The following is a 23,356-nucleotide window of genomic DNA, read 5'->3' as shown; positions in this document are numbered from 1 at the left end:
GCTCTCCCCCGCCTACCCTAAATCTGCCTGACGCATTAAGTATTCGAACGTCATTGTAACGGTGCATTGATAACTCGTCAACGCTTTCGTTATAATAAGTCATTAAGACTCTTCGATATGGGGGGAGAAATATGAAGAGTTCAGAAACGAATATTCTAGTCGTTGACGATGAAAGGGAAATCACGGAGTTGATTGCCCTTTACTTAGAAAGAGAAGGATTCAGAGTACATACCTCGGATCATGGAGAGGAAGCGCTAAGAATCGCCGAAACGCTCATTCCCGATTTAATCGTATTGGACGTGTCGCTGGGCAAGATGGATGGGGTCGAAGTATGCCGCTCTTTAAGACAAGGGGCATGCGCGGACGTTCCGATCTTGTTCCTTAGCTGCAAATCCGAAGATCGGGATATTATTCGCGGGTTATCCGAGGGCGGAGACGATTATATCACGAAGCCGCTCAGCCCTAGCCAACTCGCGGCCCGAATTCAAGCGCATATTCGCAGACGCCGGACAAGAGAAAGAATTGCCGAAGAGCAGGTCAATACATTATCCTATCCGGGGCTTGAGATCGATTTCGTCAGCTTAGAGGTCCGTCTGGATGGAGAGCTGGTCGGTTTGTCCGCCAAAGAATTCGAACTTCTGACCGTACTAGCCCGTCAACCGAATCGGGTATTCCCGTTAGAAGAGCTCTATCGCCGCGTCTGGCAATCCGACAGCATGGGAGACACCCGCACGCTTATGGTTCATATCAGTAATTTAAGAAAGAAATTGGAGATTGATCCCGCTAGCCCTCGCTGGGTTCAGACGGTACGAGGCTTCGGCTATCGGTTCTGTCCCGCGATTAGCTGCGACGAATCATCACCCATCCCTATTTGACGACAAAAGGAAGTATTCATGATTATGCAAATGGCAAAGGATTGGCAAGACTACGAATTGTTAGATACCGGCAACGGAGAGAAGCTTGAACGCTGGGGAGATGTCATCCTTCGGCGTCCGGATCCGCAGATTATTTGGCCTCTCAAATCCGAGAATGCGGAATGGAAACAAGCAGACGGACATTATCATCGCAGCAGCAGCGGCGGCGGTCAATGGACTTATAAACGCGCGCTTCCCGATAGATGGAATATCTCCTACGGTCCATTGAAGTTCCATATTAAGCCGACCAGCTTTAAGCATACCGGGTTGTTTCCCGAGCAAGCCGTTAATTGGAGTTGGATGATGAATAAGATCCGCGAGGCTAATAGGCCTATCCGCGTGCTGAATTTGTTCGCCTATACGGGCGGGGCCACGGTCGCTGCCGCATCGGCCGGCGCCGACGTCGTCCATGTGGATGCTGCCAAAGGAATGGTGCAATGGGCGAAGGAAAACGCGGAATTGTCCGGGCTCGGTTCGGCGCCTATCCGCTATATTACGGACGACGTATTTAAGTTCGTGCAGCGCGAGGAACGTCGCGGACGCCAATACGAAGCGATTATTATGGATCCCCCTTCTTACGGCAGAGGACCGAACGGCGAAATGTGGAAGCTTGAGGAAAATCTTTTTCCGTTCCTGGAATCCTGCCTGTCGATTCTCTCGGACAAGCCGCTGTTCGTTCTCGTCAACTCCTATACGACCGGATTATCCCCTACCGTGCTTAACAACCTGCTAAACCTCTCCATTCGCCGTAAATTCGGCGGCAAGCTGGATTGCGGAGAAATCGGACTTCCGATTACCCGCAGCGGCATGACGTTGCCTTGCGGGATCTACGGCCGCTGGGAAAGCGAATCTTGAGCGACTCGTACAACGAAGGATGTGAGAGAATCCGATGAAACGGCAAGCCTCTGCACTCAGCATAGGGCTGTTAGCGATTACGCTAACAGCCTGTTTGAACGGCCCGACTAACTCGACTCCCTCTCAGACTCCGCTTCAGACCGAATCGCATTCCCAACCAAACTCAACGCCGCCTGCGGACCAACTGGCAACCGAAACCCCGATCTCTTCGCCATCCTTGCCGACCGATCCCGAACGAACGGAAGCAACATTGCTCGCGATAGGTGATATTATGGTCCACATGCCGCAGCTGCCCGCTTATTATGACAGGAAGAGCGATAGCTATAATCTCACTCCCTGGTTCACGCAAGTGAAGCCGATATTCCAGCAAGGCGATTGGGTTATTGGAAACCTCGAGACTCCCGTTGCGGGCAAGGATTTGAAATACACGGGATACCCCCGTTTCAATGCTCCTTATGAATTAGCGGAAGCCTTGGCCGATGCGGGAGTCCAATTGGTTTCCACCGCCAACAACCACTCGATGGATCGGGGTTTTCCCGGCGTTACTCGGACGCTCGACAACGTGAAGCAAGCCGGACTCATCCCAATAGGTACTTCCTCCTCCGCGGAGGAGCAGCTGCAAATGATCATCGAGGAAAGAAACGGAATTCGAATGGGCTTCTTGGCTTATACTTACGGCACTAACGGTATCCCCTTACCCGCTGGAAAAGCATATGCCGTCAATCTTATTGACCCTGTAGAGATCAAGATGGACATCGCCCGTCTCCGGCAAGCGGAAGCCGACGTCGTGACCGTTTCCCTGCATTTCGGCATCGAGTATCAACGTATGCCGAACGAAGACCAAACTAAGCTGGCACGAGAGCTTGTAGAAGCCGGGGCAGATATTATTCTAGGCTCTCACCCCCATGTCGTTCAGCCCTATGAGCAGATCGACGTATCGTCCTCGGAGAGTGATGACGGCAAACCGCGACAAGGAATCGTCATCTATTCTTTAGGAAACTTTATCTCCAACCAGACGGGAAACTGGAAGGATGTCGGCTTGATCTTCGGCGTTCGCTTGGTTAAGAGTCGCCAAGCGGACGGCTCATATATCACGCAATGCGATGCAATTACGACAGAACCGACTTGGGTACATATAGGTTGGAAAAATCAAAAAAGGCATTATACCGTCATCCCTATGAAAACTGCTTTGTCAAATAAAAAAATCCCCGACCTGACCGCCAAAGACTACGGCAAGATGAGGATATTGTTGAAGGGAATCTCTGAGCATCTTTACTCGCTTGATCCTAGTTAAGCTACAAAGTCATAGTTAAAATGAAAAGAGCAGTCCCCGATAACGGGAATGCTCTTTCTTGTCTAATTTCATTGAAACTTGAAGCTGCTTGTCCTTTTGAACAGCCATGCGGCACGGATTGCGGTTACGCGGTTGCGTGATGGCCATGCGGGTTACATTAACGGCAGGGATTGTCGTTACGTAAACTGTTGATGGGTTGCGGGAGGAAATAAGCACGCGCGGCGATGCTATTCTCCCGAAATTCAGCTTCTGGGAGGAATTAAGCACGCGTGGCAGTGCTATTCTCCTGAAATTCGTCTACTGGGAGGAAATAAACACGCGGGGCGGTGCTATTCTCCCGAAATTCATCTACTAGGAGGAAATAAGCACGCGGGGCGGTGCTATTCTCCCTGTTGATGACCATCCTGGTTGACTTAACGGCACGGATTGCGGTTACGCGGTTTCTAGCATTTACATTGCCGAGGATTCTACGTTCTGGTTCTGGTCGTTAGCGTCATTTCCAGTGTCGCTGGCAGCAGTGGTCCGATCCTTCGCCGCAATTGGTTCCCGGGTCCCCGCGACCTTGCTGATCAAGTATACGAGCAATTGCCGATTATGGCTTGATACGAGGTCTAAGGAGCGGTTCACGATTGCGCTGCGAACGGTAATCCCGCGCTCCACTTCCGAACGTCCTAACGCCGTCATCGTTACCCAGACAATGCGACGGTCGCCCTCGTCCCGGTTTCTCTCCACCAATCCGGCACGTTCCATACGGTCGAGCAGCGTTGTAATCGCCGCTGGCGTTGTCTCAAGATGCGGAAGCAAATCCGAAGGCTTCATGGGTTCATGTACCTTCATGAGTTCAAGTACTTCCAACTGTCCAGCCGTTAGTTGAGGAGCTAGCTCCGCTTCCATCTGCGCGTTCCATTCTTTAGTGAGCTTCGTCCAGCTTTTCACAAAATCCGCCGCATTATCCATAGGTATGCCCCTTTCCTCCCGAACATTGCCTTCTCCTTTATTATACTCAGGCCCTATGTCGAAAGATAGTTTAACGGAATTAAATATTTACGACATAAATCCGCACGAAAGCGAACGTCGCGACAATACGCGACATATACTAGTTACGAAATATAGGTAAACGCGGAGAAAGATGCTTGGCAAGGAGGCGAGGCCCGATGACCTCTGCAGATCAAAAAATCAAAGTGATCGGCGAAATGGCTAAGGATGCCGGATTAATAGAAGACCCCCAGTGGCTGGAACGGCTCAATGAACCGGTGCCACTGTGGGTCGTATTGGATATCTTATTAAGGTGGATCGACCGTACCGAGCCCGATAGCGGTCCTTATGATTGAAGCTTGCTCTCATTCGTTCCCGCTAAATCGGAAAGCGGCTTTCTGAACGATTCCGTCAGTACGTCTCCACGATCGACAGCCGTCATCAGCTTGCCTTGGCCTTTGCGGTCGTCTAACGGAGCGTTCTCGGAAGAGAACTCCGATACCGCCCCGCTTACCGTCAACGCAAGCAACTGGACGGCTTCCTTGACATGGAAAGCCGAGATTAGCTTCGTACCGTTCGGACGAACGCGCTTGCCTTCCTTGAATTCAAAAGTTTGAATTCCTTTGCCGCCTCTTCCTTGTTGCGGGTAATCCAGCAAGAGCGTGCGCTTCGCATATCCGTAATCGGAGAGAACGAGGATTTCTCCTTCATCGCCCTGAACGGGAATCGCATCGACCAAACTATCGCCCTCTTTAAGGGTAATTCCTCTTACGCCCCCGGCAACCCTGCCTTGCGGGCTTACTTCGTCTTGATTGAACCGTATGCTCATCCCTTGCTCCGTAATGAGCATAAGATCGTCAGGCTGATCCGATCGGAACACCTTTACTATCTCGTCGCCTTCGCCTACTTTGCACGCTGCAATGGCCATGCTTCGGCTTGTCGCGTAGTCGACGAGAGGCGTACGCTTCACTTGCCCGCGCTTCGTTATGAAGACCAACATCGGGCCGGCAGAGATGCCACCGACTTGATCTTCCGCCGCCGCTGACGTCGTAAATTCGGCCGTCTTGGCGGGGACCAAGCCCACGATTCTGTCATCCTTCGCCAGAGGAAGCACGTTCACGATAGCCGTACCCGTGTCCTTCCATTTAAACTCGGGGATCAGATGGACAGGCAGCAAGAAGTAAGATCCCTTCTGCGTGAATAGAAGCAATGGATCCAACGTATTGAGTCCCATGCCCCATCGGATGACATCGCCTTCCTTCACGCCCGCGCTCCCGAGCTCTCCACCGGAGCGCGTGAAAGACATAAGGCTCGTACGCTTCACGTATCCTTCGCGGCTAAGCGTCACGAGCACTTCCTCCGCGGGAACCGTGACCTCCAAATTGACCTTGATTTCTTCCACTTCGCCCTGGATGACGGAGCGGCGGTCGATTCCGAATTTATCGCGGATTTCCGTTAGCTCATCCCTTATGACGTTCATGAGCTTACGTGGGCTTTCAAGAATGGCTCGCAATTGCGCGATTTTCTTCAAGGCTTCGGCATGTTCCTTCTCGAGCGAGGTAATTTCAAGATTCGTCAGGCGGTATAGCTGCAACGTTAGAATCGCGTCCGCTTGCCTTTCCGAGAAATCGTATTTTGCAACGAGATTGTTCTGCGCGTCCAGACGGTTCTTGGAGGCTTTGATCGTTTCGATGATCTGATCCAACAGATTCAACGCTTTAACTAACCCTTCCAAGACGTGCGCACGGTCCTCCGCCTTCTCCAGATCGAATTGGGTACGATGCGTGACGACTTCCTTCTGATGGGCGATGTAGGCTTCAAGAATCTGTTTGATTCCTAGCTGCTGCGGCGCTTTGTTAACGATTGCCACCATATTGAAGTTATACGCGGTCTGGAGGTCGGTTTTCTTGAAAAGATAGGCGAGAATGCCTTCCGCGTCAACATCCTTCTTAAGTTCGACGACGATTCGAAGGCCATTCCTTCCGCTCTCGTCGCGGACCTCGGCGATTCCTTCTACCTTTTTCTCCATGCGAAGATTATCGATAGCGTTTACCATCTTGGACTTGACGATCTGATACGGAATTTCCGTAATCACGATCTGCTGCTTCCCTCCGCGCACGTCCTCGATGACGGCTTTGGAACGAATATAGATTTTGCCTTTGCCGGTCTCGTAAGCTTCCCGGATTCCTTCTCCGCCCATGATTAGGCCGCCAGTTGGAAAATCGGGACCTTTGACGATTTCCATCAGCTCTTGGACGGTCATCTCCGGTTTATTCATCACGGCGATGCACGCATCGATGATTTCGCGCAGGTTATGCGTCGGGATTTCCGTTGCAAAACCCGCGGATATGCCCGATACCCCGTTTACTAGCAAATTCGGATAACGAGACGGCAGAACTACGGGCTCTTTGGTCGAGTTATCGAAATTGTCTTTAAATAGAACGGTACGCTTCTCGATATCCCGCAACAGTTCCATCGCGATAGCCGACAACCGCGCCTCCGTGTAACGCATCGCCGCCGGAGGATCGTCATCCATCGAGCCCCAGTTTCCATGGCCGTCGACGAGCATATGCGCCATTTTCCATGGTTGGGCCATCCGGACCATTCCCTCGTAGATCGAAGAGTCTCCGTGCGGGTGGTAATTCCCCATGACGTCCCCGACCGTCTTCGCGGACTTCCGGTACGGCTTGTCCGGCGTATTGCCGGAATCGTACATCGCGTACAGGATCCGCCTTTGAACGGGCTTTAACCCGTCGCGGACGTCGGGTATGGCGCGGTCCTGGATAATATATTTAGAATAGCGTCCGAAGCGGTCGCCGACGACCTCCTCCAGAAATGCCGGTAAAAACTGTTCAAGTAGGCTCACTACACCCTGCCTCCTAGCGTTTTATGGATACGATTTGTAAATCTTTGAATGGATGAGGTCGCGGCATGGAGGAAAAGGATTGCCCCTGGAAAGTTTACGTCCGCCTTTAAAATCGAGTTGCTACCGCATATTCCATTTAAGGCAATCTCGATTTTAACCAGCGGTGGAAGGGGTAACCTTTTTCGTAATGCCCGTTGATCCGATTCCATTCGGTTGGATTTACTCCACGTACTCCGTGAAATCCACGTTCTCAATGATCCACCGCTTGCGAGGGTCGACTTTGTCGCCCATCAGAGTGGACACGCGGCGCTCCGCCTTGGCGGCGTCCTCGATCTGAACCTGCAGGAACGTACGCGTCTCGTAATTCATCGTCGTCTCCCACAGCTGATCCGGATTCATCTCGCCGAGTCCTTTATACCGCTGCAGCTCCGCGCCTTTGCCGATTTCTTTCATGTAATTGGTTAATTGGTCATCCGTCCAAGCGTAACGCACCGTCTCTAGCTTTCCGGACTTCCTCGTTAGCTTGTACAGCGGCGGTTGGGCTATGAATACCTTGCCCGCATCGATAAGCGGCTTCATATACCGATAGAAGAACGTCAGAAGCAGCACTTGGATATGCGCCCCGTCCGTATCCGCATCGGTCATGATGATGATCTTGGAATAATTGCATTCCTCGACATCGAATTCCGAGCCGATCCCCGCTCCGATCGCGGAGATGATCGCCTTGTACTCATCGTTCTTCAGGATGTCGACAAGCTTGGATTTCTCGGGATTCATCGGCTTGCCCTTAAGCGGCAAGATCGCTTGGTACTTGGAATCCCGTCCTTGCTTGGCCGAGCCGCCCGCGGAATCGCCCTCCACGATGAACAGCTCGTTGCGGGAGCTGTCCTTGGATTGCGCCGGGGATAGCTTGCCGCCAAGGCTCGCGCTTTCGCTTCGCTTTTTGCCGCTGCGGATTTCTTCCCGCGCTTTGCGGGCCGCTTCGCGCGCTCTGGAGGCCTGAATCGATTTCTTGATCAGCAATTGGCCGACTTGAGGGTTCTCCTCCAGGAAAACGGTCATCTTGTCGGTTACGATCGCATCCACCGCGCTCCGCGCCGAAGCGCTGCCGAGCTGGTCCTTTGTCTGGCCGACGAATTCCACTTCGGACATCTTTATATTGATAACGGCCATCAAACCTTCGCGAAGGTCGTTTCCTTCAAGATTCTTTTCCTTTTCCTTGAGTTGAGCCGTCTTGCGGGCATACTCGTTCAAGACGCGCGTATACGCGGTCTTGAAGCCCGTTTCGTGCGTGCCGCCGCCTCTAGTCGGTATGGAGTTAACGAACGAAGCCAGCGTCTCCGTGTAGCCGTCGTTATACTGCAAAGCGACCTCGACCTCGATATCGTCCTTTTCCGCCGAGAAATGAATGACGTCGTGCAATACCGATTTCTCTTCGTTCAGGAACTGCACGAACTCCCGCGCTCCGCCCTCGTAATGAAACGTGTCGGCTTTGCCGCTTCGCTCGTCCTTAATGTTTACCTTCAACCCGGAATTCAAGAACGCGATCTCTTGAAGGCGCTCCGATAAGGTATCGTAGCTCATGCTAACGTGTCCGTGGAACACCTTCGGATCCGGCTTAAACGTGACCTTCGTGCCGGTCCTGTTCGTATTGCCGGTTACTTCAAGGCCTCCAACGGGCTCCCCGACATGCTCGATGCCTTTGTCGTCGACCCAGGTCGCGAATTTTTGCTTATGTATTTTGCCTTCGCGGTAGATTTCTACCTCGAGCCACTCGGACAACGCATTCGTAACGGATGCACCAACCCCGTGCAAGCCGCCTGATTTCTTGTAGCCTCCGCCGCCGAATTTACCGCCCGCGTGCAAGATCGTAAAGACGACCTGAGGCGTGGGGATACCGCTCTTATGCATGCTGGTCGGAATTCCCCTGCCGTTATCGACCACCGTAACCGAGTTGTCTTGATGCACGGTCACGTCGATTTTCGAGCAGAATTTAGCCAAATGTTCATCTACGGCGTTATCCACGATCTCCCACAGCAAATGGTGCAGACCCGATGCCGTCGTGCTGCCGATGTACATTCCCGGCCTTTTGCGGACCGCGGTCAAGCCTTCCAGGATTTGAATATCGTCCGCGCTATATTCACTTCCCGCGATTGCCGCGGATTCGGTGAACAGATCTATTTGTTCGGTCACGAATGGACCCCCTTGCTAGTCTCTTGTGCATGCGTTCATAAACGCGCTACCGTTCATTTTAATTCAAGATGTCTTGCTTCGTAAAGACGGTGAATGAAACAATCAGCGCCGCCGCCCCCCATAAGCCTAATACCGCAAGCGAAAAACCGAGCGTCATACCTTCCACCGGAGGCGGAGTTCCGCGTAAATACGAGGATATTTCCAGATTGACGTTAAATAAATATTTGGCGCTTTTCCATGAGGAAGCCATATTGGATAAAATCGTTCCCGCGATAATCGTGGCCATCATGGTGACGAAGCTCGCGGCCGTGCTGCGAACGAGCACGGATACCATCAACGCGATGACGGACACGACCATAGCGGAGAACCAGACCAATCCGGACTGCATGAGCAAATATACACCCTGCGTGACCGCATGTACACCCGTCGTGTCCACGTCCGCGCCTTGAACCTGGAATCCGACGAATACCGGCGCATCCCAGCCCGAATAACCGAACACAAGGCCGGAGATCAAATAACAGATAAGAACCGTCGTTATGATGATAAGCGACACGTATAAGGTCAGGGTAGCCAATTTGGCAAATAGAATGCGCCACCTGCGAACGGGCCTTGTAAGCAGCATCTTGATCGTGCCCGTCGACCGCTCGGAAGAAACGAGATCCGAAGCGATGGCGAGTACCATCAGAGGAATAAACAAAGTGACCGCATTATCCATGAACGTGAGGGTAAAGGTTACCGCGTTCGGGGTTTGCGGGTTGATATCGTGATCAAGATAATACTGCAATTGTTGAACGAGCGCCCGTCGCCACTTTTTCCATTCCTCCGGGATTCTTTCGCTGCTTAACGCGTTCGTGTTATCCGTGATCCGGCTTTGCAGCTCCGCCCGCCAATCGTCATTGAATTTCTCTGCGCTATTCTGAGCGATCTTCATCTGGGCGTACACGAAGACGGGAATCAGGATGAGCAAGATGAGCAAGAGGACGGCAAAGCGTCTCTTTTTCCAAACCTTAAGCGTCTCGTTCTGAATCAACGCCAATAGATTAGCCAATTTTCTCGCCCTCCGTCAACTTCAAGAATAGCTCCTCCAAGGAAGGCGCGACGCGTTGAACGGAATGGATTCCGATTCCGGCAGCCACGAGCCGGTTCACCCATCCGGTCACGCGATCCTCATCCATGATCGTAATAATCGGATCATGAAGCGAAGACAGCAGGGATTCGTCTATTTGATGCTTATCTTCCGGCACGATCTGCACGTCGAGTTGATCCTTAAACATTTCCCTCGCAGCCTCAGGACGATCCACTTGCCACAACGTATATGTACCGACCTGCGATACGAGCTCATCCACCTCTCCTACCGCGATTACTTCCCCGTGCGCGATAATCGCCACGCGATCGCACATCAGCTGTATCTCGCTTAGCAAATGGCTCGAGATGAACATGCTCATGCCGCTCTCCGCAAGCTTGCGGATAAACTCCCGCAGTTCCTTGATACCCTTAGGGTCAAGACCGTTAGTAGGCTCGTCGAGAATAAGCAGCTTAGGCTTTCCTAACAAAGCTTGAGCGATGCCCAATCTCTGGCGCATGCCTAACGAATAGGTTTTCACCTTATCGTGAATTCTCTGATCCAGGCCGACGATCTCGACGACTTCCGTAATACGCGATACGGGAATACCCGCTTGCATCCGCGCGAAGTGCTCCAGATTCTCCCACCCCGTCATGAAGGAGTACATCTCCGGATTCTCCACGATGCAGCCGATGTGCGCCAATGCCCTCTCGGGATGGACGCCGATATCTTCTCCGCATACGATGATTTTTCCCGAAGTCGGCTTGATCAGATCGACGAGCATGCGGATCGTCGTCGTTTTGCCGGAACCGTTGGGGCCAAGGAAACCGAATATTTCCCCCGCATGAACGTCGAACGATACCCGATGGATAATCGGCTTGCGCCCAATCACTTTACGTAGTCCCTGAACGGACAATACGATCTCTTTTGTTTGCGTCGCGGTACTCATCTTTAGATCATTCCTCCTTCCCCGTCATAGAAGCGCTTGAACGATTCGATCGGATATTCGGGCGTAACCCTGGGCATTAGGGTGAAAATGGTCAGAGGAAAGGTAGGCCTTCAAGTTGAATTCGAACAGATCGTAAGTAGGGACAACGGTCGCATTGCCATCGGCTTTCGCTAGACTGTACGCATAGTCGTTCCATTCCGCCACGATCTTGCTTCCCGATGACGTCATTTCCGGCAAATCATAGAAAGGATTAAATAGACCGACATAAATAATCCTTGCCGTCGGGTTAAGCTTCCTTATCTTCTGGAATACGTCTTTCAACCGCGGCTCGGCCTCGGGAAGACGCTCTAACAGCAGCTCCGGCGATATGTCTCCGCCCTCGGCCATCGAGCCGCCGCTCTGGGCGATCTGAAACAAATCGTTGCCTCCGATTGTCATAAGGATGATATCGGCTTTGGCAATGGCATTCTTGAATCCGTTTTCGTCCAGGCGGTTCGTCAATTGATCCGCCCTTAACCCGTTAATGGCCAAATTATTGACCATATATACCGGCTTGTCCATTTGTTTCGCCAAATCCTCTATCACTCTCGCGACATATCCGCCTTCTCCTGTCGAATCCCCCGTGCCTTTAGTCAGAGAATCCCCTAGCGAGGTAACGAACAGCTCTTCCTTCGCGTTCCAGTCTCCGCCCGTCGCCGCTTCCGGCGGGGATACCTCGGGCAAAGCCAGTCCATCCTTCGGAAACCACGTATCCTTTAGCGCCCATCCAAACCCCGTAAGCATAACGAGAAGGCAGATCAACGTCGTCCAACCTAATATTCTCCACAACCAAGAAGATGATTTCATGCCTATCCATTCCCCCAATCCCATGACTCCAAGCATCGTGCCGGATTTTTCCTGCTGATAACCACGATAACGGTTCTTACGACAATTTTCAAATAGGCGATCAAGAAAAAACCGTCCAATCGGCATATTGATCGCCAATCGAACGGTATTATTGAGAGAATTATAAATCCATTACGCCGATAAAAAGCGATACTGCGCGTCGACCAAATTCCGATAATGTCCGGGACGTTTCATTAACTCCTCGTGGTTGCCCTGGTCTACGACCTGCCCGTGATCCAGAACGACAATGCAATCTGCGTGACGTATCGTGGACAACCGGTGCGCGACGATAAAGGAGGTTCTTCCTTGAAGCAACGTCGAGAGCGCTTCTTGAATTCTCAGTTCCGTCTCGGTGTCGATGCTCGCCGTCGCTTCATCGAGCACGAGAATGCGAGGATTGGCGAGCAACGCCCTGGCGAAGCTCAGCAGTTGCCGCTGGCCGACCGAGAGGGCGTTCCCTCTCTCCTCTACCTCGGTGTCGTACCCGTTAGGCAGCTCCGCGATGAATTCGTGCGCCCTTACGGACCTTGCGGCGGCTTCGACCTCCGCGTCCGTAGCCCCGGGCCGGCCATATCTGATATTGTCGCGAATCGTTCCCGAGAAAATAAACGTATCCTGAAGCACGATGCCGATCTGGGACCGCAAGCTCTCGATGGTGACGTCTCGAACGTCGATCCCGTCCAAGAGCACCCTTCCTTCCACCGTGTCGTAGAATCGGCAGAGCAAGTTCACGATCGTGCTCTTACCTGAACCCGTGTGCCCGACCAACGCTACCGATAAGCCCGCTTTTACGTCGAGATCGATTCCCTTTAACGCCGGACGGTCTGATTCGTATCCGAAGGTTACGTTCTCTAGACGAACGTTTCCTTGAAGCTCGGGCAGCTTTCTCGCATCGTCCTTCTCCGGTACCGCCGGCTTCTCGTCCATGAACTCGAAGATGCGTTCCGCGGAGGACATCGAGATCAGCAGTTGGGAATACATATTTCCAAGTCGCGTAATTGGCTCCCAGAAGCTTCCGACGTAAGTAATGAAAGCGACGAGAATGCCGACTGTCATGACGTCGGTTTGAATCAAATAAGTACCGTATAATAGCAGGATTAATGTCCCGACTGCGGATGTAACCTCGAGGACCGGGCCGAATAACTGATTGAGCATCGATGCCCTGTTCCAAGAGCGGATATTGCTTTTGTTCATGTTATCGAAGAAATGGATGTTTTCTTTCTCTTGCGCGAAAGCCTGAGTAACCCGGATCCCTTGAATGCTTTCGTTCAGATGGGCATTGATCCGGGATTGCTTAATCCGGACTACCTGCCATGCCATCCTTATTTTCTTGCGCAACGCGGATGACACGAGGAACATCAAGGGAACCGTGATCATGATGGCAAGGCCGAGCTTGGGCTCCAACACGAGCAGGATAATCGTGATTCCGATCAATTGCACGATATCGATGGCGGAGTTAATGACCCCGTTCGTGAACATATCCTGCAGCGAGTTTACGTCGTTGGTGACCCTTACGAGAACCGATCCCGCGGGACGTTTATCGAAGAATCGGAACGATAACGATTGAATGTGACGGAATAATGCCGCCCTGAGGTCGAAAATGACCTTCTGTCCGATTTGGTTCGTTTGTTGAATCGTGTATTTCTGCGCCCACCAGCGTAAACCGTACATGGCCATCATAGCCCCGACCAAGCTTACCAGCAGCGTAACGCTGCTATTCCCGTTCTCGGGATGAATGGCGCGGTCGATCGCCATGCTCATGAGGAACGGAATCGCGAGTCGGGACAACATTCCGAACACCGTCATCACGAATACGACCCGGGTAAACTCTTTCTTATATGGCTGAACGAACGCGAAGAGCCTGCCGATCTGCTTCCAGTTAAAAGGCTTCGCGATTAGCTCGTCGTCTTGATATACGAATTGCCTGCTCATCCCGTCACCCGCCTTTCGCCGGAGACGGCGGATGAAGCGATATCCGCATCCAGATCGTCAGGCCGATCGGAATATTGGATGCGGTAGGTTTCCCGGTATAGGCCCGGCTGGCGCACGAGCTTATCGTGGGTTCCCCGCTGAATGGTGTGACCCCGATCCAGCACGACGATCTCGTCCCCGTGACGGAGCGTCGATATCCGGTGCGCGATGATGAACACCGTCCGTCCTTGCATCACTTTGCGGATGGCGGTCTGGATCTCGTGCTCGGTCTCCATGTCCAGGGCGCTAGTCGCATCGTCCAGAATCAGAATCTTAGGTTTGGCGAGCAATGCGCGGGCAATGGCGATCCGTTGCTTCTGACCGCCCGACAGTCCCATCCCGCGCTCGCCTACGATCGTCTCGTAGCCCAGCGGAAGCTCGCGAATAAATCCGTCCGCTTGCGCCAGCCTCGAGGCTTCTTCTATATCTTCCATCGTTGCGTTGGGGTATCCGTAACTAATGTTCTCCTTGATGGTCGTGGAGAATAAGAACGATTCCTGGAAAACGATCGCGGTCTGGCTTCTCAAACTGGCCAGATCGATATGGCGCACGTCGACGCCGTCGAGCGTTATGGAACCTTCGCCAACGTCGTAAGTCCTGAGCATCAACCCGACGGCCGTCGATTTCCCCGAGCCCGTGCCTCCCAGCAATCCGATTACCGAGCCGGCCGGGACATCCAGGTTAAATCCGAGAAGAGCGGAAGGCAAATCGTCCCGATTCACGAACCGGAAGCTGACATCCTCGAACCGAATATGGCCTTTCACGGCATCGTCATCCAATATAAGGCTATTTAATGTATTTTTCACGGCGATCGGTTGGTTCAGCAGCTCTAGCAGCCTTTCACCCGAAGCCTTCGACTGCGTATAGTTATTGATTTGGAAGCCGAGCGTCCAGAGCGGAGCGACGATGAGGCCGAGCATACCCGATAAAGCCACCAAATCCCCCAGTGAAAGAGATCCGTCGATGACGCGCCAACCCCCGACCAGTAACATTGCCGCGACGCTAACGTTCGCGATAAATTCGATCATCGGAAAATATTTCGCCCATACGCCTGCCAACTGCAGGTGATTTTCCCGGTAATCCACGTTTTCCTTTACGAATTTGTTGATCTCGAAGGGCTCGCGCGCGAACGACTTCACGGTTCTTACTCCCGTGATATTCTCCTGCACTCGGACGGTAAGACGACCGACTGCGGAACGGATGGAGCGGAATACCGGATGGATGTTCTGCTCGAATCGAATGGCTACGAACCCGAGTAACGGTATAATCGTGAGCGTCATCAGTGTCAGCTTCCAGTCGATGAAGAACATCATCGTGAAGCCGAAAACGAGCAGGAAAGCCGTGTTGAGCAATTGCGCGAAGCCGAAGCCGATGAAGTTTCGGATGCCCTCGATATCGGCGGTCAGCCTAGACATCAAGTCGCCCGTTCTAGCCGTGTCATAATAAGAGAACGATAATTGCTGCAGCTTCTCGTAACAGCCGTTACGCAACCGGTACGCCAAGCGATTCCCCAGGCGGCCTCCGCTAAAGCCGTGTACGAACTGAAAGCCGGCTTTGACGAAAATAATGCCTACGGCTAATAACGATAAGCTTAGAACGCCCGAGAATTCGCCCGGGATGATCATATCGTCTATTAGCGTTTTGAGCAGCAGAGGATACACCAACCCCAGTGCAGTTGCAACCGCTAGTCCGGCAACGGATCCCCAAAGAAAGCCTTTGTCTTGCCAGTAATACGATTTCAATGCCTTAAAAATGTCCAACGATGGCCCTCCCCTTCACTGCTTTCTACGGCAGTGTAGCGCAATCGGATTCCCGCGGCAACAACGCTATACGGTCCTATTCCTCCCTCCAACGGAAACTACTGCCATAAGACTGAGACATACACCGAATATCTTCGATATCGTCGACTTTCGTACCAAATATCCCCTAGTTGATACGTTTATCCGAGGAAATATAAGGCAGATAAAGAAAAGGCCTTCTCCCATCCGAAAGACGATGGGAAAAAGCCGTATTTGAATGTTATTGCCTGATTTTCCGCCATTGCTCTCGCAATTCCGCCAATAAACGCTCTTCGCCTGGCTCGCGAAGCGTCTGGCTCATGCTAGCAGCGAAGGCAGCAAGCTGTTCAGACCACAGGATAGAAGTTGATCGGACGGCAGCCTGGAGCGCTACCTCCGCGGTATTGTTCCATTGCTCCCGTAACTTCTCCAACTCCGTATCTATCGCTAGGAACAAGCTTTCGTGGAGTTCCTCCCTAAGCGATGCAGAGCCTTCATTCTCGAAGAAATGCTTAGGCGAGCGGAATGCTCCCCAAAGCCGCTTCGTTTCGAAGGCAGGGCCGTTCGCGAACGGTTCGGGTAAAGGCAGCTCTAACGCCTCTCGCTCGATAGGTTCGGGCGTGAAGCCTTCTCGCTCCATATCGGTTATTCCAGACAAAGCGCCAAGAGCTTTAACCGTCAGACCGTGATTCGTACCTTCTAGGCGCAAGCCGGCAGCTCGAAGCTCTTGCAGCAGATCTTCCCCTAGCGAACGCTTAAGATCTTCTCCGCAAGCTTGCAGAAGCTTCTTCAGATCGCGGCCGTCGTCTTGCAGGACCGACGGATGAAATGCCGATTGAAAATGTTCCTTGAATCGGAATTTCAATCTTTGACGTATATGGTACATTTGCTCTCCGATCTCCTGATGCAACGGCTGTATCGTCGCGGAAGGCGTGTTCTCCGCGCTTTCTTTGCGCCATTGATTCGCCTGTTCGGCTAAACGGAGGGCCTTAGCCTCACGTGTTGCCGCATCCTCGTTAGCGGATTGAAGCCAGCTGTCCAGAAGCTTATCCACCCGATCCAATTCCTTGTCCGCGGACGCAAGCGCCAGACCTCCGAGCTCCTCCTCTGAGAAAGCGCGGAATGAGCTTTCGAATGCGGTCACGCCCGAGGCTTGGAGTTTGTCCGCGTCGCTCGATTGCTTCGCCTGCAAGCCCATTAGGCTGGATACCGCAAACAATCTCGGTTTACGGATCCCGTGTTTAAGAAGCTGGGCTCCCACATGCCCGCGGACCGCATCCAGCTCCTCATCGGAGGAAGCCAGATCCGCCGCGTTAATGACGAAGAACATTTTGTCCAGCTCGAATACGTCCTTTACGCTGCCCAACTGATTCAAGAATTCCCGGTCCGCCTCGGTGAACGCATGATTGTAATAGGTCACGAATAAGACCGCGTCGGCGTTCTTGATATATTGAAAGGCTACTCCCGTGTGGCGCGCGTTGATGGAATCGGCTCCCGGGGTATCCACGAGCACGGCTCCGCTGCGAGTAATCCGGGAGTCGACGAATAAATCGATTTCGGCGACGAAGCATGAAGCTTGCTCTTCCGCCGCGAACCGCCTATACTCCTCTTCCTGCACCGTCAGTTGCTTTCCAAGCAGCTGGCCGAATTGACTCCAGCCTCTTGCCGCTGCGGTTAAGAAGGCCAAATGCGGTCTACCGCGAGGGTGCAGCTCGCTGGCGGATATCGGATCCTTCAGGGTAAGCAGTCGCGGGATGTCCGATCCTGCTTCGATCATCTTTTCTTTGCTCACGCCTATTCGCTTGAGGGAATGGCGGAGATCTTCCGTGAAGCTCTCCGTCGATTTCATCGTAACGTGAGCGGTACCGTCCTTATGATCGCCGTACGGCGCAATGATGCGGTTAATTGTAGCGGTCGTCGGATTAGGAGATACCGGCAGCGCGGGTTTGCCGACGAGCGCGTTAGCGAAGGAGGACTTTCCGGCGCTAAACGCACCGAACAACGCGATCGTGAAGCTTCTGTTCTTGAACCGCTCCGCTTTGGCTTGCAAGCTGTCCGCGATTCCTCTCAGGGCAGGCACCTGGGCAAGAAGCGATGCAGCACGCTCCAACTTCTCAGCGGCACCTCTCGGTGCTCCTAAACGTTGAGGAAGTTCCTCTGGCTCCGTGTCACTCTCATCTATGGTTGATGGATTAGAAATAAACGGAGGCTGTACATCGGATATGCCTGATTCTCTATGGATCTGTTCGATTGAAATAGGTTTGGGCTCCGGTAAAGCCATTCCGTCATGCACATCCGAGCTAGGAAGCAAAGAGATAAGATGCTGCTCCTCCGCGAGTTCTTCCTGTTCTAGCTCGGCAATCTCATTGGCCGCCTGGTCTTTTAACGCAAGCTCGGCAAGTTGAACTTGAATTTGCTCAGCCTGGGCGTCAAGCTCAGATTGGCTCCTCTGCTGCAAGTCGTCGATCCATTGAAGCGCGGCTTTGCGATATTGGGACTTCAACTCCGTGCTGATTTCCGCCGAATAATGCAAAGTCGCTTGACCGTCCGCCCCTGCGCCGGTTTTCACGATACTTCTTAGCCAATCAGCGCTAATCGGCTTGAAGCTAGCATCTAGAGACAACTCGAGGGCTTCCCCTTCAAAGCCGGATTGCTCTGCTTCCTTACGCAGAATTTCCTTCAAATGCCCGGTTACGTGCGCCGAAACTTGACGGTTAAAATCTTCCGCAAGCCGATCTTGCCGCGATATTTTCTCCGCGTCTGTCTTCGCCGCGCTCGATAGCCATCCTACTTTAAACCCCGGCTGCATGGCGACCAGCATTTCTCTGGCCTTCTCTCGGGTTTCGGCAGGAGTCAGGTTCGCGTTATTCAGCAGCTTATCCAACTCTGCCCTTACGCGTTGTCTGCGTTTATCTCCAGCCGATTGGATATCGGAAAGGTTCTGCTCGAGGGATTCTCTCAAAGCTGTACGTCGTTCAAATTCGCCGTCGTCCCCTAGCTTATCCAACAAGAGGTCTCTCTCGGCCTGGTTCCGGGCATGCAAGGTTTCCCGATATTGCTCAGCTAGATGATAGGCGGAACGCTCGGCGCTTCTTAGCATCAAGGGAGTGGCTAGAGGTTGAATATCACGCAGCAATTGAAGAAATTGCTCCCACTGGGATAACGGGTGACCCGGATCCCGGAGTGATAAGAACAACGTAGCTGCGGGCTTGATATCCCAATTGCTTAGGGCTTGCTCTAGACTTTCCCGAAAAGCGGCGAACGTGATTTGATCCTCGCGGTGCTTATCGACTTGATTGACGATAAGATAGGTTGGTTTACCCCATCTAGCCATGCTGCGCAGAAACCGGAAATTCACCTCGGACTGAACATGGTTATAATCGGTTACGTATATAACAACGTCGGCCAGATGAAGCGCGGATTCCGTTGCGGCCCGGTGGGCCCCGTCAGTAGAATCCACGCCGGGCGTATCCACGATTGCCATTCGCTCGCCAAGCAGAGGGATGGGATAGGACACATGAATAGATGTAACTCCTTCTCCATCCACCGCGAAGTCGTGAAGCTTCTCAACGGGAATCTGTCTTGCTGGAAATACGGTGCCTTGGGAGTCGCGGAAAACCGTTTCGGCAGATGGTTCCCCGTTGACGACCGTAACTACGTTAGCGCTAGTCGGAATGGGGGATGCCGGCAGCAGGGTTGCCCCGCAGATCGTATTCACTAACGTGGATTTACCTGCGGAGAAATGTCCGCAGAACGCGACGGTTAATCTTCCGATACGGAGCTTCTCGGATAACTCTAAGTACTTCTCCGCCTGAATGGCGTCCCCATTCTCTGCAGTCCTAGCAGACATCCGTTCAAGAGAATAACGATAATCGGCGATGAGATCCGATGATGATGATGATGATGATGGCTGATTCAAATTCGGAGCACTGATGTCGATCTGACTCACGGGGTTACGCTCCTTTTCTTCAATGCCGCCTTCATGCGGGATTTGCCTTCTTTGCAATGTTCCAGAATCGGACAGAGCTCGCATTTCGGGTTCTGGGCTTTACAATGATACCGTCCGAAGAAAATAAGCCGATGGTGCGTAAGCGTCCACTCGTCCCGAGGAACCTTGCGCATCAGCTTCTTTTCCACTTCCAAGACGGAATCGTCAGCCTTTGCGATTCCCAGCCTCTTCGACACGCGTTCGACGTGCGTATCCACGGCAATCGCCGGTACGTCGAACGCGTTGGACATGACGACGTTGGCCGTTTTCCTTCCGACTCCGGGCAATTCCACGAGATCTTCGTGTCTTGGCGGAATTTCTCCGCCGTGTTTATCGAGGAGGATTCTGCATAACTTCTGGATATTGGCCGCCTTGTTGCGGAAAAGGCCTATTCGGCGTATATCGTTCTCCAGCTCCTCTTGGGGAACGTTCAAGTAATCTTGAGGGCTGCGGTATTTATCGAATAAAGCAGCCGTCACTTTATTGACGGTCTCATCCGTGCATTGCGCGGACAGCAGAACGGCAATCGTTAGCTCGAACGGATTGCGATGGTTCAGCTCGCAATGGGCGTCGGGAAACATGTCCGCCATCGTATCTAGCACATGCCTTATCGTTACGGCGTTCATAGGCTCTCCTTCATAAATCCGAAATTCATAAATAAGTTTACCGGAAGTTTGGTAATGGGGCAATAAGCAGTCTTTTTATGGGAGGAACGAGGGTATCTCCTTCCAGCCGCTTGCTCTCCGCCCATTGCCTTGATGAGATTTAAAGGTGGCAATGGGCTCCAAGAGGCGGACGTAAACTCTTCCAGGAGATACCCTCTTATCCTCTAATTTGACCGCTTTTTTTAGAAGGAATAAAAGCAACCTAAAACCCCCTCCTGGTCAATGACCAGGAGGGGGTTTTCATATTAATTCATATAATTAGTTACCTAGCGATCTCGACTACTTTGCCGCGAAGGATGTAGAGAGAGATGGCGTCATCGTTTCGCAAGTCGGCGAGGCTTAGCGTCGTAGTTCCTTGATGAATGTATGCTGTCGGATGAACAGTAAAGTAGAAATTGGTGTCGGTTAGCGTTTCTTTCTTCACGTTAATCGTTCTGGTATCGATCTCGGCATACCAGAAAATCTTGCGCAAAACCGGAACGATCTGGATCACTACGCGATCGTTCTCGTCCTTGCGGATTTCCACGCGATCATCGGGTTGAACCGTTGTAAGCGAGGATAATACGACATTGTCTCGCATAATTATCGGAGTTGTTCCTACCGGCTTCGTTACTGCAACGCCCAAAGATGTCACGATATCAATCGATGCGTTCGCCGTGTTGACTGACAATACTCTTCCGTAGGTTACGGACACCGCTTTGATTTTGACAGGCGTATTCCCTTGGAAAGTAACATTGAGCAGACTCGCAGAGTTCAATGCGTTCAAGGCAATCGCAGCACCGTTCTCATCCTGCAAAGCGACGGTCGATGCCAGAGTCCACTCCTCAACGACGCCGTCCGCGCGTTTCGCCCGCAGCTTGTTGCCGGTAAGATCGGAGGATACGAACTCGAATTGCGCGTTCTTCTGCACGAGTATCGAGGCCGCTTGATCTTGGAAAGCGTTCAATAACACCGTTACTTGATCTCCGATGCGGATATCCGAGTATGTTTCCGAGTTTTGTCCGTAAATCTCCACAATTGGGCTACTATAACCGATGGTAATATTGTTAGTCGAGTCTATCGCTAATTTCAACGTTTTCGCGGACGTGTTATTTTCCGTCACCGTACCCGAATATTTAGCGATGATGGATACATAAACGACATTCGTACCGCTGTAGCCGATGTTAATCTTTTTCCCCTTTGCGGTGATGAACGGAATTGCCGCGTCTAGCGTAAGCTTAGTCCCATTCAGATCGAAGCGGGTCGACGCGTTTACGTCAAGGTTGTATTTCGTCCCTGCGGCGTCGAAAACGATCAATGTCTTCGCATCTACCACGTAACTGTTAATCGTTGCAGCTACCAAGGATTTAACGGTTCTTCCGGTTACTGTGATTAATGATACTTTGCCGCTGTCGTTCAGGGTTAAGGTAACTGCATCGCCTTTATATAGATCGTCTAACGTCGGTTCTGCGAATCCGTCGATTTTAACCGCGACATTATCGGCTAAGTATTCCGCTTCAAGATTGTTGTTTAGAGTGAATTGGATCGTTTTGTCTGTCTTATCGATTGCATTCAATACTCCCGAAATAGTCGATTTCTGGGATTTCGTGACGACGATGCTAGTTACCGATCCTGTCTTTACCTCGTAGGAGATTGTGTCCCCAACCTTCATATCCTCGGATGCAATGTTGACGCCGTCTTTTTTGATAATGGCATTAACGTTTACCGCGAGGCTTTCAATGTTGCCCGTAACGGAATCCTTCACCTGCAGCGAATGGGTGGCGGAATTCCACGATGAAACAGTTCCCGCACCTGACTTATTCGTTACGGACTGCTTCACTGCCACGGAAACGATCTTGCCGTCCGTTCTAACGGCGTCTACTAATATTTTCACATTTACGTTCACTGGCAAGTCAGACAATGCCACTGCTTGACCGTTTGAATCCGTGATCGCGGGGAGATGCTGCGGATCGTAATAGTAATAATTCGAATCTTCCCCAATCAAAACAGTTAAGCGGTTGAGCGAAGTGGATACGCGAGTCAGAGTACCCTCGTAAGTTTTCACCTTAGCCGTTTCGTTCGTCTGTTCGACGTATCCGATGCTTCCATCGCTATAGCTAACTAAAAAAACTTCTCCATACTGCTTCAGATTAGAAAGGGCTGTAATCTGATCAGATCCGAATCCGTAGATAGAAGCGTTTGGGGACAGCTTATAATCCTTAACAACGCCGTCCGAATGAAGCAGCGTCATTTGAGTTGCGGAAGAGGAAAGCAGGACTCCGTTGACTTGTCCGGAATACGCCACTTCGATTTTCGATTCGGCGCGACTGAACAAAGTAGATGCCATCTCGCGTGTTACGGAAGCTAGCGGATCGAACTTCGTAGCCGTTACGCCCGTTACGAGTCCCGAGGACACGGCTACGTTTACGTAGCCTTTAAGTTTTACGTCGATTTTCGCGTCATCGCCGAAAGAAGTCGCTTGCGCGCTCGCGAGCTTGGCTTCCGCATCCTTGCCGATCGCGCGAACGAGCAACCTCGTCATCCATTCCCTCGTCGCCGGACTCTTGCCCCATTCTTTGCCCTGTTCCTTCTCGGCAAGCGCAACTTCTTCGTCTATCATTAGAATCTTCTTCTGAACGGCTAACTTTATGTAAGGTTTGTAGTCCTCTTTAATGACTAATGAACTTGGAAATACGAGCACATCCGATAGTTTGACCTCGTCTGCGACTCCCATGAATCTTAGCGCGATGATCACCGCTTCTTGTCTCGTTACGGCATTGCTCGGGTTAAATTTCCCGTTCGTACCGCCTTTCAGAATTCCCTGCAAAGCCAGCTTCGTAATATGCTTCTCCGCCCAATGGTTCGCTTTCACGTCGCTAAAAGGCGATGCTGCGGAAACGGTAGACGTTGACCATGTCATTCCCGTCCATAATAAAGAAGCTGCTACCATACCGGAAACCCATTTAGAACCTGTTTTCATT

At 52.1% G+C, this 23,356-nt stretch carries 15 protein-coding genes; 4 read left to right on the top strand and 11 right to left on the bottom strand.

The window, feature by feature from the left end; genetic code table 11:
• Positions 1–131 precede the first annotated feature (131 nt).
• Genes E2980_RS04820 through E2980_RS04810 form a run of 3 tightly spaced genes read left to right on the top strand, consistent with a single transcriptional unit; the run spans position 132 to position 3,063 of the window.
• Positions 132–875 carry a response regulator transcription factor gene (locus tag E2980_RS04820; protein ID WP_135150987.1) on the top strand — a complete coding sequence of 248 codons (744 nt, stop codon included), beginning with the start codon at positions 132–134 and terminating at the stop codon, positions 873–875.
• A 24-nt stretch (positions 876–899) separates the two neighbouring features.
• Positions 900–1,769, top strand: coding sequence for a class I SAM-dependent methyltransferase (locus E2980_RS04815; protein WP_135151056.1), 870 nt, complete (start codon positions 900–902; stop codon positions 1,767–1,769).
• A 34-nt stretch (positions 1,770–1,803) separates the two neighbouring features.
• Positions 1,804–3,063: a CapA family protein gene (locus E2980_RS04810; protein WP_135150986.1), complete on the top strand. Its 1,260-nt coding sequence runs from the start codon at positions 1,804–1,806 to the stop codon at positions 3,061–3,063.
• Positions 3,064–3,513: 450 nt separating this feature from the next.
• Here E2980_RS04810 and E2980_RS04805 read toward each other — a convergent pair whose 3' ends face one another.
• Positions 3,514–4,020, bottom strand: coding sequence for a MarR family winged helix-turn-helix transcriptional regulator (locus E2980_RS04805; protein ID WP_135150985.1), 507 nt, complete (start codon positions 4,018–4,020; stop codon positions 3,514–3,516).
• Between the two features lie 197 nt (positions 4,021–4,217).
• Here E2980_RS04805 and E2980_RS24050 point away from each other — a divergent pair, with 197 nt between their 5' ends.
• Positions 4,218–4,394 carry a hypothetical protein gene (locus E2980_RS24050; RefSeq protein WP_167746971.1) on the top strand — a complete coding sequence of 59 codons (177 nt, stop codon included), beginning with the start codon at positions 4,218–4,220 and terminating at the stop codon, positions 4,392–4,394.
• On the opposite strand, the gene gyrA is transcribed toward E2980_RS24050, so the two are convergent.
• From gyrA to E2980_RS04755, 10 genes are all read right to left on the bottom strand, one after another.
• Entirely contained in the window at positions 4,385–6,904 is a 2,520-nt protein-coding gene (gyrA, locus tag E2980_RS04800; RefSeq protein WP_135150984.1) for a DNA gyrase subunit A, read from the bottom strand. The two genes, E2980_RS24050 and gyrA, sit on opposite strands and share 10 nt — an antisense overlap.
• A 219-nt stretch (positions 6,905–7,123) precedes the next feature.
• A complete protein-coding gene (parE, locus tag E2980_RS04795; RefSeq protein ID WP_135150983.1) occupies positions 7,124–9,097 on the bottom strand; it encodes a DNA topoisomerase IV subunit B in 1,974 nt (657 codons plus the stop codon).
• Between the two features lie 58 nt (positions 9,098–9,155).
• Positions 9,156–10,145, bottom strand: coding sequence for an ABC transporter permease (locus E2980_RS04790; RefSeq protein ID WP_135150982.1), 990 nt, complete (start codon positions 10,143–10,145; stop codon positions 9,156–9,158).
• A complete protein-coding gene (locus tag E2980_RS04785; RefSeq protein ID WP_135150981.1) occupies positions 10,138–11,109 on the bottom strand; it encodes an ABC transporter ATP-binding protein in 972 nt (323 codons plus the stop codon). Before E2980_RS04785 ends, E2980_RS04790 begins: the two co-directional genes overlap by 8 nt.
• A 24-nt stretch (positions 11,110–11,133) precedes the next feature.
• Positions 11,134–11,955: a GDSL-type esterase/lipase family protein gene (locus tag E2980_RS04780; protein WP_167746970.1), complete on the bottom strand. Its 822-nt coding sequence runs from the start codon at positions 11,953–11,955 to the stop codon at positions 11,134–11,136.
• A 171-nt stretch (positions 11,956–12,126) separates the two neighbouring features.
• A complete protein-coding gene (locus E2980_RS04775) occupies positions 12,127–13,926 on the bottom strand; it encodes an ABC transporter ATP-binding protein (RefSeq protein WP_135150979.1) in 1,800 nt (599 codons plus the stop codon).
• Positions 13,923–15,725: an ABC transporter ATP-binding protein gene (locus E2980_RS04770; RefSeq protein ID WP_135150978.1), complete on the bottom strand. Its 1,803-nt coding sequence runs from the start codon at positions 15,723–15,725 to the stop codon at positions 13,923–13,925. The genes E2980_RS04775 and E2980_RS04770 overlap by 4 nt, the downstream gene beginning before the upstream one ends.
• Positions 15,726–15,984: 259 nt before the next feature.
• A complete protein-coding gene (locus E2980_RS04765; protein WP_167746969.1) occupies positions 15,985–19,692 on the bottom strand; it encodes a dynamin family protein in 3,708 nt (1,235 codons plus the stop codon).
• Entirely contained in the window at positions 19,689–20,357 is a 669-nt protein-coding gene (nth, locus tag E2980_RS04760; RefSeq protein WP_135150976.1) for an endonuclease III, read from the bottom strand. The genes E2980_RS04765 and nth overlap by 4 nt, the downstream gene beginning before the upstream one ends.
• A 301-nt stretch (positions 20,358–20,658) precedes the next feature.
• Positions 20,659–23,355, bottom strand: a complete 2,697-nt coding sequence (locus tag E2980_RS04755) for an S-layer homology domain-containing protein (RefSeq protein ID WP_135150975.1) — start codon at positions 23,353–23,355, stop codon at positions 20,659–20,661.
• Position 23,356 lies beyond the last annotated feature (1 nt).

This window comes from Cohnella luojiensis (genome assembly GCF_004564235.1).
Lineage (GTDB): Bacteria > Bacillota > Bacilli > Paenibacillales > Paenibacillaceae > Cohnella > Cohnella luojiensis.
This window is presented reverse-complemented; position numbering and strand designations above follow the sequence as displayed.